Here is a 14748-nt window from a genome sequence, read left to right on the forward strand (position 1 = left end):
TTGAAAATCCTCCACACTTCAGATTGGCATATTGGTCGAACGCTTTATGGCAGAAAGCGCTACGAAGAGTTTGAAGGCTTTTTGAATTGGCTGGCTGACACGATTGAAACGCAACAAATAGACGCGCTTCTGGTGGCTGGCGATATCTTCGACACCAGTACCCCCAGCAACCGTGCGCAAACGTTATATTACCGATTCTTATGTCGTATTGCGGCGTCAGCTTGCCGTCATGTTGTTGTGATTGCTGGGAATCACGACTCCCCCACGTTCCTTAACGCACCTAAAGAGTTGTTAAAGGCTTTGGATGTCCATGTGGTGGGGAGTGCCTCCGATCGACTGGACGATGAAGTGCTTACGCTTCGAGACTCGCAGGGAGAGCCCGAACTGATTGTCTGCGCTGTCCCTTATTTACGTGACCGTGATATTCGTACCGCTGAAGCCGGAGAAACCCTAGAGGATAAAGAACGTAAACTGCTTGATGGAATACGTCAGCATTATGCCAGTGTTGGTGCGTTAGCAGAGCAAACGCGCCAGAGTTTAGGTGTTGAAGTGCCGATTGTTGGCATGGGGCATTTGTTTGCGGCAGGTGGGAAAACTCTGGAGGGTGATGGTGTAAGAGAACTCTATGTTGGCTCGTTAGCCCATATCAGTGCAGCCATTTTCCCTGAGTGTTTTGACTATGTTGCACTGGGTCATCTTCATGTGCCACAAGCGGTAGGTGGCAACGAGTTTATCCGCTACAGTGGATCGCCTTTGCCAATGGGATTTGGTGAGGCAACACAACGCAAGGGGCTTTGCTTGGTTGATTTTAACAACCGGATTCCCAGTTTAACCCTCTTGGATATTCCTGTGTTTCAGCGCTTGGAACGCATCAGTGGTGATTGGGGCCAGCTTTCGAGCCGGATTGCAGTGTTAGCCAGTCAACGCGCATCTATTTGGTTGGAAATCATTTTTACAGGACAAGAGGTGATCGGGGACCTCAGAGAGCGATTAGACGAAGCGACATTAGGTACTGAACTTGACATACTTCGTATAAAAAACACCCGTGTAATTGAGCGCGTGATGGGGCAGGAGCGGATAGACGAAACCCTGGATGATTTGGATGTGCAGGATGTTTTTATACGTTGTTTGGATCTGCATGATGTTCCAGATGACCAGCGGCCTGACTTGCTGAGAGCGTATCAGGAAACCTTACAATCCATTCAAGATGAAGATCTAAGAGCGATATAAGGACGTCAGCATGCGTATTCTCCAGGTTCGCTTTAAGAATCTTAATTCATTGGCGGGTGAGTGGTTAATTGACTTCACCCACCCCGCGTTTATTTCCGATGGGATTTTTGCCATAACGGGTCCGACAGGGGCGGGGAAAACCACCCTTCTAGATGCCATCTGCCTAGGACTATACGGGCGCACACCAAGATTAAATCGTGTGAGCAAAGGGGCTAACGAGATTATGTCACGGCAAACAGGTGAGTGTTTTGCCGAGGTCACCTTTGAAACACAGGCAGGTACATTTCGTTGCCACTGGAGCCAACATCGTTCTCGACGAAAATCAGATGGCGAGTTGCAAGCCCCGAAGCATGAAATTGCCAATGCACTCACGGGCGAAATTTTTGAATCCAAGTTACGAGGTGTAGCGGATCAGATTGAAGTCGCCACAGGCATGGATTTTGATCGATTCACTCGCTCTATGCTTCTGGCTCAGGGCGGCTTTGCTGCTTTTTTGCAGGCGGCTGCGGATGAACGTGCGCCGATTTTAGAACAGATCACTGGAACCGAAATTTACAGTCAGATTTCGGTTCGTGTTCATGAGTTGCAACGATTCGAGCAAGAGAAACTTAAAGTGCTGCAGGCGGAAACAGCAGGTATTCAACTGCTTTCATTGGAAGAAGAAAACACCCTTGATCAGCAGGTGAGTTCACTAGAGCAGGATGAAAAACGATTGCGAGAAGGCGTCGCTGAGGTCGCTCAAGCCGTTGACTGGCTCAATAGAATCCAAAGTCTAAATGAACACTTGAAGACGATAGCCGAACAAGAGGTTCAGTGGCAGTTGGCATTTGATCAGTTTGAGCCGGAGCGTGTGAAACTCGTCAAAGCGCAGGCGGCCGCGAGCTTAGATGGCCAGTATGCAACCTTGCAGGGCGTACGTGATGAACAGTGTAAAGACCAGAAAATGCTGGCCGAGTATCAGGAAGCACTGCCCAGTTTAAATGATGCCTTGAATTCACATAAAAATGCGCACCATGAGACAGAGCAAAAGCTAGTTAGGCATAAAACGACGCTGAATGAAGAGTGGCCATTGATACAACGTATCCGCCAGATCGATCAGCAGATCAATGCGAGCAATCAGCAGATTGAGGAGCTGGATCTTCAGTATAAGAGCGTGCTGAGTAAAGTGGATGAGGGGCAGCTGGCATCAAAACAACAGCAGACGTTACTGGATACGGCTAAGCATCAGCTAGAGGCTGTTCATCAATATCGTGAGAAGCATGCCGCCGATGAGTGGCTGGTGTCAGGTTTGACCGGAATAGAGCAGCAACTCAATGGGCTGTTGGCTCAGCATGAAGGAATGGCTGAACAGGTCATGGCTCACTCAGCGGCACAACGCTTTGCTGGGGATGCTGAAAAGGTGTATCAGCAATGTCTGAAAAACGTCGAGCTAAGACACGCTTCACTGGATCATGTGAACAAGCAGCTGCAGCAGGCGCGTTCTGATTTAGCCACATTGTTGGACGGTAAGCTGTTGCGTGAATACCGCCAAGAAAAAGAAACACTGTTTCGTGAAATGGCCTTTCTGAAAAAAATTGCGGCACTTGAAGAGCATCGGGCCAAGCTAGAAGAGGGTCAGCCTTGCCCACTCTGTGGCGCAAAGGAGCATCCGTTTGCAGAGGGCAATGTACCGGCTGTGGATGCTGTAGAGGAACGGATTCAGTTTTTAGAGCCGTTGATTACGTCGGCAGAGAATAAAGAAGCCGAGATCAAGGCGCGCGAACATGAAGAGACGCAAGCGCGAGCCACATTAATGGAGTCTCAGCACCAATTGCAATTGGCAGAGGTCGACAAACGCTCAGCCGAAAAAGCCTGCGTTGAATTGAGCGAAGCGCTGGCCGTCAATCGAGAACAGCTTTTAGAACAACAAACCAAAGTGTTAGCCCAACTGAAGCCGCTGGGTATTTCATCAATAGATCAAGTTGAAATACGGCAACAACTCAACGTATTGAAGACTCGACTTGATCAATGGCAGCAACAGGATGTGCTTCAGTCTAAGCTAGAGAAAGAAATCTACGATCTGCAGAGTAAAATCCAGAGTCAGAAAGCCATTATCGAAACTCAGCAGACTGTATTATTGGAGAAACAGCAAGCACGTGAGCGTATCAACATCACACGAGATGAGTTGTTATCTGAGCGTTCTGAGCGGTATGGAGATCGGGTTCCAGATATCGAAGAGCAGCGTTTGCAGGATACTGTCCGCTTCGCAGAGTCAGCGGAAAAAGCGGCGAGGGATAAGTATGCAGAAACCGCTGATCGCTTCGGGCGCCTGCAGGCACAAATTGAAACCTTGCAAAAGGATACTGAGCAGCGCGAAAAAGAGCTTGCGGTGTTAGATGTCGAGTTCACTCATGCATTGCAGTCACAGAATTTTGCGGACGAGACAGCTTATCTTAATGCCAGGTTGTCTATCTCGGAGCGCAATGCCTGGTCCGAAAAAGCTCAAGCCCTTGATGCTCAGAACACCCAAATTCAAACGCGCAAGGAGGACTGTCGTCAGCGTTTGGCGGAAGAGAAGGCCAAGCAACTGACGGATCAGCCTATTGAAGTGCTGCAAGCACAACTTGATGAGCAAACTAAAGCACTCCACGTTCTTAGTGAACGACTGGTAACCAGTCGGCATCGCTTAAGGGAGAATGCTGCTGCTAAACTGCGTATCCAGGATAAGCAACAAGCGATTGAAGCACAGCAAGTTGAGTGTAGGCGTTGGGGTAACCTGCATCAGTTGATAGGCTCGTCTGATGGCAAAAAGTATCGCAACTTTGCACAAGGGTTGACCTTCGAAATGATGATTGTTTATGCCAATCGTCAGCTACAAAAAATGACAGACCGCTACCTATTGGTTAGGGATGCAATGCAGCCCCTTGAGTTAAATGTGTTGGATAACTATCAGGCTGGCGAAATCCGCTCGACCAAAAATCTATCGGGCGGTGAGAGTTTTATTGTGAGTTTGTCGCTTGCATTAGGGCTTTCGCAGATGGCGAGTAAAAATGTTCGTGTTGATTCATTATTTCTGGATGAAGGGTTTGGCACTTTGGATGAAGAGGCATTGGAGACAGCGCTGGAAACCTTGTCGAGTTTGCATCAGGATGGAAAAATGATTGGGATTATTTCGCATGTGGCGGCCTTGAAAGAGAGGATCAGCACCCAAATAAATGTTATTCCCCAGACGGGTGGACGAAGCCGTATTGTTGGCGCAGGTTGTAAACATCTGTCTTGAAAGTGAATAACATGCGATTCCCCATTTTTAGCGTCTCTTTAATAAGGTTGATATGAGCTCTTCACCTCGGCACGAATTTCTAGCGGGCGCTCAAGCCACTTTGCCACTGATTGTAGGTGCGATACCCTTTGGAATTATATTTGGTACGCTTGCACAGACGAGTGGTTTATCAGCCTTCGGCGCCATTGCAATGTCGCTATTCGTCTTTGCGGGCTCCAGTCAATTCATTGCCTTGGGGTTGTTGGCGGCAGGGGCGGGTATCCCGATCATTGTTTTAACAACACTTATCGTCAATTTACGTCATATGCTGTATTCCGCAAGCCTCGTGCCCCACGTGGGGCACTTGTCTCATCCTTGGCGTGTATTAATGGCATTTGGCCTTACGGATGAGACCTATGCCGCCGTCAGTAACCGTTTTTTGGTGCAGAAGGATAAGCGTTTAGCTCACTGGTTTTACTTGGGCTCGTTTATTCCTATGTACCTAAATTGGTCGCTTTGTACGTTGATTGGCATTACGTTAGGTGGTGTCTTTCCAAATATCGGCAACTGGGGGTTAGATTTTGCTATGTCGGTGACCTTCATTGGTATGATTATTCCGTATCTAACATCCCGTCCGATGTGGGCGGCGGTAATTGTGTCGGGAGCCTTAGCCTTAACGACCTATTCAATGCCTCATAAATTAGGATTAATACTGTCGGCCTCTTGCGGCATTGCTGTTGGAGTGTCGCTGCTTTGGTTAGAACAACGTCGGCAGTATGCGCAAAGAGGTGCGAGCCATGAATGAAGTTGTATTAATTCTAGGTATGTTTTTAGCCACGTTCAGTGTTCGATACGTACTTTTCGCAATCGCAGGGAAAGTCACGTTTTCGGAGGGCGTCATCAAAGCGCTGGGCTTTGTTCCACCTGCTGTACTCATCGCAATCGTCATGCCGGCGATTGCAATGCCACAGGGCAGTTTATGGTTGGATTGGCGAAACCCATGGTTGATAGCTGGAGGGATCGCCGCTATCGTTGCTTGGGTCCGCAAAGACCTATTGACGACAATTGTTGTTGGAATGGTCAGTTTTGCATTGTTGCGATGGTGGATAAATTAACCTGTGTTGGTGATTGACAGAAAGTAACGATCACCATTGCGAGATTTAGGCAGAGCCCTTAAGCGCTCTGCCTAGATACGATATCAGTTGATTTGTTTCAACGGAATTTGGTTAATTGCATTGCTGACCGGAACCGTTGCTGGCGCGGCCAAGCCAAGATTATTCTTTTCGAACACGCGATCAGCACGGTAGCTTGAGCGAACCATGGGACCAGAGGGAACCTCCATAAAGCCTTTCGCCAATCCCACTTCACGATAGTGGTTGAACTGCTCTGGTGTCACATAACGCTCAACGGGCAGATGATTTTTGGTGGGGCGCAGATATTGACCCAGTGTGACAATGTCGACGCCTGCAGCACGTAAGTCATCAAAGGTTTCAAAAATCTCTTCGTCGGTCTCGCCTAAGCCCACCATAATACTGGTTTTGGTGATGATGTCAGGACGGTACTGTTTGGCGTGAGCAAGAACTCGCAAGGTTTTTTCATAGCCTGCGCGCTTATCGCGGACGGGGTGGGTAAGGCGGCGAACGGTTTCAATGTTCTGTGCAAAAACCTGTAACCCAGAATCAACGACAAGCTCAATGTGTTCTTCTACACCGTCAAAGTCGGGTGTTAAGGCTTCGACGATCACTTGCGGAGTGCGTGCTTTGATTGCGGACACGCAAGCGGCATAGTGAGCAGCACCACTATCGGCAAGATCATCACGATCGACAGAGGTCAGCACGATATAGCGTAAACCCATCAATTCGACGGACTTAGCCGTGTTTTCCGGTTCATCAACATCTAACCAACCTTTGGGATTGCCAGTGTCCACAGCACAAAAGCGGCAGGCGCGTGTGCAAACAGAGCCCATCAGCATGATTGTAGCCGTGCCGTTGCTCCAGCATTCACCGATATTCGGGCAGTGGGACTCTTGGCATACGGTGCTCAATCGATGTTCTTTTACATTGTGACGAACGGCTTCAAAGCGAGCGCCGCCGGGCATCTTTGCGCGCAGCCACGATGGCTTCGGAGAAAAGGTTTCGGTGGATGAGTTGTGAGATTGCTTGATACCATCTTTGATGGCAGCAATGCCTTGTTCTGTACGAAATTTTTGTCCACTCGGGACGCGGGTTTTACCATTGCTCATCGGATGCTGTGCTCTCTGATCACCGGTTGCAAGAATACGCTATAGTCTATCATAGATGTTAACACTAGGTGTGCTGAGGATGGCTGAGTAGAGCTATTTTTTCGAAGAATGAGGGAAACGGTTATGATATCGATTGAAATTTCGGGTCTTCTGGGGCTTGTGTTGTTGGCGTTGAATGTCTATGCCATCATCAGGATTCTGCAAAGTAACGCAACTAACGGCTCTAAAGTACTGTGGGTGGTGTTAATTCTGTTGTTACCTTTGTTGGGCTTAATTATCTGGTACTTAATGGGACCGAAATGAATGATGTTTTAATGATAAAAAGGGGAAGGCTAACGTCCTTCCCTGATGGAAGTGGCTTAAGTGCCATGGTGTGTTTTCGGTTCAAAAAGCCTAACTTAGCCAACAGTTCTGTAGTGTCGGCTATGGGCGAACATGAATCAGTCTGGCTAATAACCCTATATATCGTTGAGCAGGCCATACTCAACTGTCTTTATTCACGTGTTTCTTAAATAACGAGTGTTTCCTAAAGGGCTTCTGTCCTTCTTTCTGTGCTTGTGAACGAGTAATGCCAACATCCTTGAGCAAGCGCTCTTCGAGCCTAAGCAATTGCTGGTGGCTGCGGCGGTATTCGAGATAGTTGCGTAGTTGATGGCAAAGCTGTGTAAGGCTGAAGTATTTCATGATTTATCTCCTCTTAATTTGCCTAACTAGAATATTCGGTGCTACGCTTTGAATACAGATGTAGGTTTTTGTATTTTTAAGATACAGATTGGTTATTTTTACGTCTGTATGGTCAATTTTTAGATCATCTGTATTGTTGTTAAACTAGAACTGGGTGGTTGTTATGACGCGCTATGAAGAAGTCGCGGGTGTATTGCGGGAACGTATTGAGCATGGCCTTTATCGAGTGGGGGATCGTTTACCTTCTATCCGCGCAATGTGCCAAGAATTAGACGTCAGTATCTCAACGGCTCAAGAGGCCTATCGGCAATTGATGGATGCGGCGTTGATTGAGTCGCGGCCTAAGTCGGGCTACTTTGTACTGCCGCGCCAAGTGCCTTTGATATTACCCTCAGTGTCGCGCCCTGCACGACGTCCATTGGATATTTCGCAATGGGATCAGGTATTGGAGCTGGTTGCCGCCACTCAGCGTGATGACACGCGGTTGCTGTTGGGACGTGGAGTGCCTAATTTGGCATATGACACGCTTAAACCCTTGTCGAAAATTCTGTCCGGCTTACACCGAAGCAATGACTTGAATGGGTTCAATTACGATAAACTAAACGGCAGTCCTGAGCTTCGTCAGCAGGTGGCGCGTTTAGCCACGGCTTCCGGCTGTCTGTTGCATCCAGACGACATTATCATTACGACGGGGTGCCAAGAGGCGTTGGCGATTTCATTGCGGACGTTGACCCAACCTGGCGATGTCGTGGCGGTGGACTCACCGAGTTTTTACGGCACTATGCAGATACTGAAAGCCAATGGCTTAAAAGCGTTGGAAATACCCACCGATCCACAAACTGGCGTAAGCTTGGAAGCATTGGAGCTGGCGTTAGAGCAGTGGCCAATCCGAGCAATACAAGTTACGCCGACGTACAATAATCCGCTAGGGTACACCATGCCTGAGACGCGTAAGCGAGCCTTGTTTCAGCTCGCCCAGCGCTTTGATGTTGCCATCATCGAAGATGATATTTACGGAGATTTGGCATTTACACACCCTAGACCCCGCACTGTAAAGTCCTTCGACAAGGATGGGCGCGTTTTGCTCTGCAGCGGATTTTCTAAAACGGTAGGCCCTGGCTTGCGGGTGGGTTGGCTGGCACCCGGTCGTTACAGTGATCTTGCCTTGCATATGAAGTATGTTTCCACCGGCGCTTCGGCGACATTGCCGCAATTGGCGTTGGCAGAGTTTGTGGCTAAAGGGCATTACGAACGCCATCTTCGTTATGCTATTCGTCAATACCAGCGGCAGCGCGATATCATGATTAGCTGGGTGCAACGCTACTTTCCTAGAGGTTCGGGTATTAGCTACCCTCAAGGCAGCTTTCTGTTATGGGTTGAGTTGCCTGCTGCTGTGGATTGTGTGAGCCTTAACGAACGCTTGGTAAAACACGCGATCTATGTCGCGCCCGGATCTTTGTTTTCAGCCTCTGGCAAGTATCGTCAATGTTTACGCCTGAATTATGCGTTTACTCTAACACCCGCTATAGAACGCGCAGTGCGGACGGTTGGCGAGCTTGCCTCAGAAATGGTGCGAGAGGCGCGACAGCATGAGGCAGAAGTGGCATAAAATCACGCTTGATCACGCTACACTCACAGTAATGTTTGTCTGCCATCTTCTCAGGAGCCACATGACTCAATTAAAAACACACCCTCGATTGTTATTGCGCTTGTCCGCTTTTTTGTTGCCTTACAAAATACAGATGACGGTGGCGGCCATTGCCTTAATTGTCGCAGCCGGGTGCGTGTTGTTGCTGGGGCAGGGGCTGCGGTTGGTTGTCGATAGAGGTTTTGCTGCGAATGACGTTCAGTGGCTGAATTTTGGTTTGCTGGTGACATTGGTTGTAGTTCTGGTGATGGCCATTGCGTCAGCCGCACGTTTTTACTATGTCAGCTGGATAGGTGAGCGTTTGGCGGCGGATCTTCGAGAACAGGTCTTCAAGCATTTGCTGACCATGGAACCTGAGTTTTTTGCTCGCAATGGTGCAGGTGAGATTCAAAGCCGACTGACAGCGGATACCACCGTTTTGCAAAGCCTATTTGGCTCGTCGATCTCCATGGCCTTGCGGAATCTGTTGACGTTTATCGGCGCACTAATTTTTCTGTTCATCACCAGCCCGCAGTTGACCTTGTTGGTGTTGGTGGGTATTCCAGTGACGGTGATACCGGTGGTTTGGTTTGGGAAACGTGTGCGCAGTCTGTCACGTTCCAGTCAGGATCGGGTTGCCGAGCTTGGGAGTTATGCGGGGGAAGTGATTCAAGGGATTGAAACGGTGCAGGCTTCGGTGCACGAGGCTGAAGATCAGCGTCATTATAAGCACCGAGTGGAGCAGGCATTTCAGAGTGCGCGGGCACGGATTGTTCAGCGTGCGTTGTTAACAGGCTTTGCGCTGATGGTGATTTTCTCGGCTGTTGGATTGATTCTCTGGCAGGGTGGGCATGCTGTGCTGGCGGGCCGAATGAGCCCAGGGGAGCTAACAGCTTTTGTGTTTTATGCCATGATCGCAGCAGGCGCTGTCGCCACTCTGGCCGAGGTTGCTGGAGAAGTGCAACGGGCGGCGGGTGCAGCTGAACGTTTGCTTGAGCTACTGGATGCGACGCCTAGTATTTTGCCCCCCTTATCGGTAACCCCTTTGCCTCAGCCTTTGCGTGGTGAAGTGGTTTTTCAAGGGGTCCGTTTTGTCTATCCCGCACGCCCAGAAACGTCGGTCGTCGATGAGGTGTCTGTGACGATCCAACCCGGTGAGCGTATTGCATTAGTCGGACCTTCGGGTGCAGGTAAATCCAGTTTGTTGAAACTGTTACTGCGTTTCTATGATCCGGTACAGGGTGAAATTCGCTTGGATGGCGTTAATATTAAAGCTTTGGATCCTCAAGCATTGCGCAGTTGTATGGCGCTGGTGGCTCAGGAAACGATCTTGTTTACGGGGACAGTGGAAGACAATTTACGGTTTGGTCGTCCCGACGCAACAGAAGCGAACTTAATTGAAGCGGCTATGCAGGCGCAGGCTTGGGAGTTTATCCAACGTTTGCCGCTAGGCTTAAAAACCCCTTTGGGTTCCGGTGGAATTCAGTTGTCGGGTGGACAGCGTCAACGCATGGCGATTGCGCGTGCTTTACTTCGAGACCCTCGGGTTCTCTTATTAGATGAAGCGACGAGTGCACTCGATGCTCAGAGTGAGCAACTGGTTCAGTCCGCTTTGGATCAGCTCATGCAAGGGCGCACATCGCTGGTGATTGCGCATCGGCTGTCTACGGTGATTTCCGCCGATAGAATTTTAGTGATGGATCAGGGAAAATTGGTGGCATCCGGTACACACCAGCAGCTTTTGCAGCAGTCCGGTCTGTATCAACGTCTGGCCGCGTTGCAGTTTGGAGCAGAGACCCGTGTCGTTGATAGGGTGTAAGAATAACCTTTATACCGATCAACGCTTGTGGTCGTTAGGGTAACTCTTGCGGTGGTTTCATATAGGGCAGGTGGCCTGTTAGTGACAGCAAAAATGCTTTGAGGTCTGCTACTTCATCTTTGCTCAATTCAAGCGGTTGAATGAGGGAGGAAAGCTGCGCTAAGGGGAGGTCTAAGTGTTTGTCAGGCAGTGCTGCATTTTGCCACCAACCGATATTGTACAGCGAAAGTAACATGTCCAGGTCGCGAGCAAAACCATTGTGCATGTAAGGTGCTGTTTCGCTGATACCTCTGAGTGCTGGTGTCCGAAAGGCCCCCATGTCTCCAGTGTTCGCGGTGATGCGGTAGCGCCCAAGAAAATTGCCGACCCGTTCAAAAGAGGTCCCTAAATGATGATATTGTTGATCGCTTAGCAGACTGCCATGATGACAGTTCATGCAACGAGCTTTAGTTCGAAAGAGATGTAGGCCGCGTATCTGTTCAGTACTGAGCGCCTGATAGTCACCCTTAAGAAAGCGGTCATAGGGGGTGTCGGTCATATTCACGCTGCGCATGAATGAGGCGATAGACGTTGCGATTCTATCAACCGTTATTTGTGGGTCACCAAAGGCCGCCTCAAACAAGGGTGAGTAGCCGTCTATCTTAGACAGTTTTTCGACTGAGATTTCAAGATCTCCGGCCATCTCGATGGGGTTGCTCCAGCTGGCAATGACTTGCTCCTCTAAGTTGGCTGCTCGACCATCCCAGAAGACCTCATGTAGAAATATGCTGTTGATAATACTGGGTGCATTCATATCGCCCTGTTGTCGGTTGTGGCCGATGGAAACTCGACGCCCATCGGCCCAGCCTAGGTCTGGATCATGGCATGATGCGCAGGCGATCTGATCTGAAGCAGACAGGCGGCGTTCAAAAAACAGCTGTTTGCCCAATACGACTTTGTCGGGTGTTAGTTGCTGCCATTCAGGGAGGCTGTCGAGACTGGGCAAGGGCGCGAGCTCTGCAGCCTCAACGCCCGGATCGATATTCGCCATAGGCCACAAGGACGGAGGCTGTCGGTAAGCCTCGATCATTGGATCCGTTGCTGCCCTTGCTAGACTCACGAAGAGCAACACGGCAAGCAGGATTGTGACGCGGGTGATGGATACTCTTCTCTGCATCGTCTTGCCTAAAACCTATACCCCAGTTCCAGCCAGTACTGGCGTCCCACTCCAAACAATTGGACATTCGATTCAGCACTCACGACGTTTTGATTGTCAGTGACATTGACGACATCAACGCGTAAATAGGGTGAGTTTTTTGACTCCAGTAAGCGGAAGTCTAGGCTCATGTCCCAACGAAGCGTACTGCCTTGTTTGTAAACATCGTATCGACTTAGACCTGTCGCTGTATCACGACCCAGGTTACGTAAGTAACGATAGCCATTCGTGAAGGCAAAGGCATTGCGCAATTGAATACGATCATTAGGGCTGCGAGTAATCAGGTCTAAATTGACACTGACGGGTGTGGCAAAATTACTGGCAGGTAGATCTCGCTTAAGGATGCGCTTACCGTCAAACCAAACCTCTTCATCGCCGTTGATGCTAGACAGATAGCCCGATGAATCATTGCCATAGGTTGTGTCAGTTTGTTTGTCCATCCAGGATGCAGAGGTATTGACAGCCCAATAGGCACCTAGCCATTCGGCTGGTGTTGAGCGCCAGTAGAGATCAATCTGGTGAGTACGACTGGACCCTGAGTTATCAAACCATTTGAGATCCTTTGCAGTGTCTTGCTGTGTACGTACCTGCCGTTCTCCGCGTCGTTCAACCATGACAAGACCCGCTTCACCGGATAATACGGGGCCACTAATGCCCAGATTAATTTCATCATCGTAAGGTGTATCGAGATCTTGGTAGAGCCAGCGGCGACTCAGGTCAACTGGCATAAACTCACCAGTAGGAGAGGTCCGTGAGGTTTCGACAATTAAATCACGCTCTTTTTCTCTGAGTCGGTAGGCTAAGAACGACTTGCCATAATAGCGGTTTGCGCCAGCACTGAGGCGGTAACGTTTCTCGTCATCCAGATAAATCCCCCCACTTAATCGCGGTGCGACATTGGTATTCCCTAGCCAGGCATCTCGCTCAAGACGCAAACCCGTGCGCCAGAAAATACGTTGCTGATCGCTGTGCAATTCAGCAAAAGCCGCTGAGTTTAGGTTGGAAAATTGTGTTTTACCTGCTTGGTAAATGACTTGGCGGTATTTAAATTGATCCGCCGGAGACCAAGACCCCAGGCCTATTTGAGGAGGCAGTGGTTGGGTAAAATCCAGTCTGTATTCATTGAAAATAAAATCATTGAGTCGATTTTGACGGAAGTGAGTCCAGCGCAGTTCACCGCCATAATCAAAGCTTAAGGTATCAGCCAAGGGAGAACTGAATTTTAGTGTGGTATTAAGGGTGTGTTGTTCGTTTTCTAACTCACCATAGCCACCGATCATGCCGCCGTCATAGACCGTTGTGTTTTTGTACTGGTCCATAATATTTTTTTCAAAGTAGCGCTCATCTGAGCTGAGCCCTGCACTGACATTCAAATCCATGCGCGTATCGCCGAAGTTCTTAGCAAAATTAACACTAAGGTTCAGCCCTTGGTGTCGGCTATCAAAATCGGAATCGGGGAAGTTAATGAAGAAACTATCCTGATCGTATTCGCTAAAGGCTAAGGATGCATTCAGAAGATAATCCTGTTCAAGCATATCTAGACGTAGCACCCCTGAGCGGGAATAGGTGTCGAGAGTGCGCTCTTCACTGGGTCTGAAAATACGACCTGTTTCAGCAAAGTGAGCCAAATCAATGCTGACATGTTGTTTCTGTCGGATGCGAGACGTTTTCTCGTCCAATCCTGCAAACACTCCGATATCCCCTAAGCGAGTGGCACCCTGAATGCTGGTTTGGTCTTTGCGAAAGTTGGGCTGAAATTCACCCGGTAGTCCGACAGGCAGCTGGGCCGCCGCATCACCAAACGTACCCTGCTGCACAGGGTCAACATGAAAGGTTGTCCAGCTGTCACGGGTCATACGACGGCTGATGCTAAAGCTATCTTCACCTTGGTAGGCTTTGGTTTCTGCCTTGATCACCCCGCCTGTGAATCCTCCTTCACTTGCGGATGCATTTACGTCGATGACTTCTACGTGTTGCAGAAAGTCGCTATTGATAAAAATACTTTGCGAGTGGCCAGCAACACTGGTGTAATTACCCACCCCCTCACGCTGTGCAGGGTCCATTAGATTATCAATCGCGGCACCATCTAGCATCAGTTTGTTTTGATAGGGTGCGGCACCTCGGATGGAAAACTCGGCTGGTTTAATATCCCCTTGCTGTAAGCTGGAGCTGCTACGATCTGCAACCCGAACTGACGGGATGATACTGAGCGATTCTGCAAGATCCCCTCGCATGGCATTGCGCATTTCACCGCTTTCAAGAGATGAAAAACCTGAGCGAGCGTATCCACCTTCAACTCTCATTAGAGGCAATAAAACGGTTTGATCTGTATCTGTTTGACCTCTAGCGCGGATTAGAAAACCGCCACTCATGATGGGGGATGATTGGAGCCCGGTGCTAGACAGTAAAAGATCGAGGGCCTCTTGTACCGTGTAATGACCGGACAACCCCGCACTGAATTTACCCTCGACTAAATCGGTTGAGTAAGAAAGTAGAATGCCGCTTTGTTGACCCAGTGTATTGAGCGCTTGTCCTAAGGGACCTGCCGAAATATTCCAGTGACGGCTTGTTGATGCTTCCTGCATCGATGAGGCCATTACAGAGGAGGGGAGCATGCCCGCCGGGATACCGACACAAAGGGTACCGAGCAACAGCAAATGCGATATAGGTTTACGTTTAAAAGGTACAGCAATCACCGTGTATGACATGAATA

General features: G+C 49.3%; 11 protein-coding genes. 7 read left to right on the plus strand and 4 right to left on the minus strand.

Annotated elements, in window-relative coordinates; genetic code table 11:
- Genes F5971_RS15305 through F5971_RS15320 form a run of 4 tightly spaced genes read left to right on the plus strand, consistent with a single transcriptional unit; the run spans position 1 to position 5583 of the window.
- Entirely contained in the window at positions 1–1230 is a 1230-nt protein-coding gene (locus F5971_RS15305; RefSeq protein WP_193495814.1) for an exonuclease SbcCD subunit D C-terminal domain-containing protein, read from the plus strand.
- Between the two features lie 10 nt (positions 1231–1240).
- Positions 1241–4489 carry an SbcC/MukB-like Walker B domain-containing protein gene (locus F5971_RS15310; protein WP_193495817.1) on the plus strand — a complete coding sequence of 1083 codons (3249 nt, stop codon included), beginning with the start codon at positions 1241–1243 and terminating at the stop codon, positions 4487–4489.
- 52 nt (positions 4490–4541) lie between these two features.
- On the plus strand, positions 4542–5273 hold the full coding sequence (locus F5971_RS15315; RefSeq protein WP_036512300.1) for an AzlC family ABC transporter permease: 732 nt from the start codon (positions 4542–4544) through the stop codon (positions 5271–5273).
- Positions 5266–5583 (plus strand): AzlD domain-containing protein, encoded by a 318-nt coding sequence (locus tag F5971_RS15320; protein ID WP_036512303.1) that lies wholly within the window; start codon positions 5266–5268, stop codon positions 5581–5583. Before F5971_RS15315 ends, F5971_RS15320 begins: the two co-directional genes overlap by 8 nt.
- 83 nt (positions 5584–5666) lie before the next feature.
- Here the strand turns inward: F5971_RS15320 and lipA are convergent, their stop codons facing one another.
- Positions 5667–6710, minus strand: coding sequence for a lipoyl synthase (gene lipA / locus F5971_RS15325; protein WP_193495819.1), 1044 nt, complete (start codon positions 6708–6710; stop codon positions 5667–5669).
- A gap of 123 nt (positions 6711–6833) precedes the next feature.
- On the opposite strand from lipA, the gene F5971_RS15330 reads away from it, so the two are divergent.
- On the plus strand, positions 6834–7013 hold the full coding sequence (locus F5971_RS15330) for a PLDc N-terminal domain-containing protein (protein ID WP_223116344.1): 180 nt from the start codon (positions 6834–6836) through the stop codon (positions 7011–7013).
- A 180-nt stretch (positions 7014–7193) separates the two neighbouring features.
- Here the strand turns inward: F5971_RS15330 and F5971_RS15335 are convergent, their stop codons facing one another.
- Positions 7194–7394, minus strand: a complete 201-nt coding sequence (locus F5971_RS15335) for a DUF1127 domain-containing protein (RefSeq protein WP_036512308.1) — start codon at positions 7392–7394, stop codon at positions 7194–7196.
- 163 nt (positions 7395–7557) lie between these two features.
- On the opposite strand from F5971_RS15335, the gene F5971_RS15340 reads away from it, so the two are divergent.
- Positions 7558–9003 (plus strand): aminotransferase-like domain-containing protein, encoded by a 1446-nt coding sequence (locus tag F5971_RS15340; RefSeq protein WP_193495822.1) that lies wholly within the window; start codon positions 7558–7560, stop codon positions 9001–9003.
- A 61-nt stretch (positions 9004–9064) separates the two neighbouring features.
- Positions 9065–10840, plus strand: coding sequence for an ABC transporter transmembrane domain-containing protein (locus F5971_RS15345; protein WP_193495824.1), 1776 nt, complete (start codon positions 9065–9067; stop codon positions 10838–10840).
- A 34-nt stretch (positions 10841–10874) separates the two neighbouring features.
- On the opposite strand, the gene F5971_RS15350 is transcribed toward F5971_RS15345, so the two are convergent.
- Both F5971_RS15350 and F5971_RS15355 read right to left on the minus strand, forming a co-directional pair.
- Positions 10875–11996 carry a cytochrome-c peroxidase gene (locus tag F5971_RS15350; RefSeq protein WP_193495826.1) on the minus strand — a complete coding sequence of 374 codons (1122 nt, stop codon included), beginning with the start codon at positions 11994–11996 and terminating at the stop codon, positions 10875–10877.
- 8 nt (positions 11997–12004) lie between these two features.
- Positions 12005–14743, minus strand: a complete 2739-nt coding sequence (locus F5971_RS15355) for a TonB-dependent receptor (RefSeq protein WP_193495828.1) — start codon at positions 14741–14743, stop codon at positions 12005–12007.
- Positions 14744–14748 lie beyond the last annotated feature (5 nt).

It is taken from the genome of Nitrincola alkalisediminis (assembly GCF_009821115.1).
GTDB lineage: Bacteria > Pseudomonadota > Gammaproteobacteria > Pseudomonadales > Balneatricaceae > Nitrincola > Nitrincola alkalisediminis.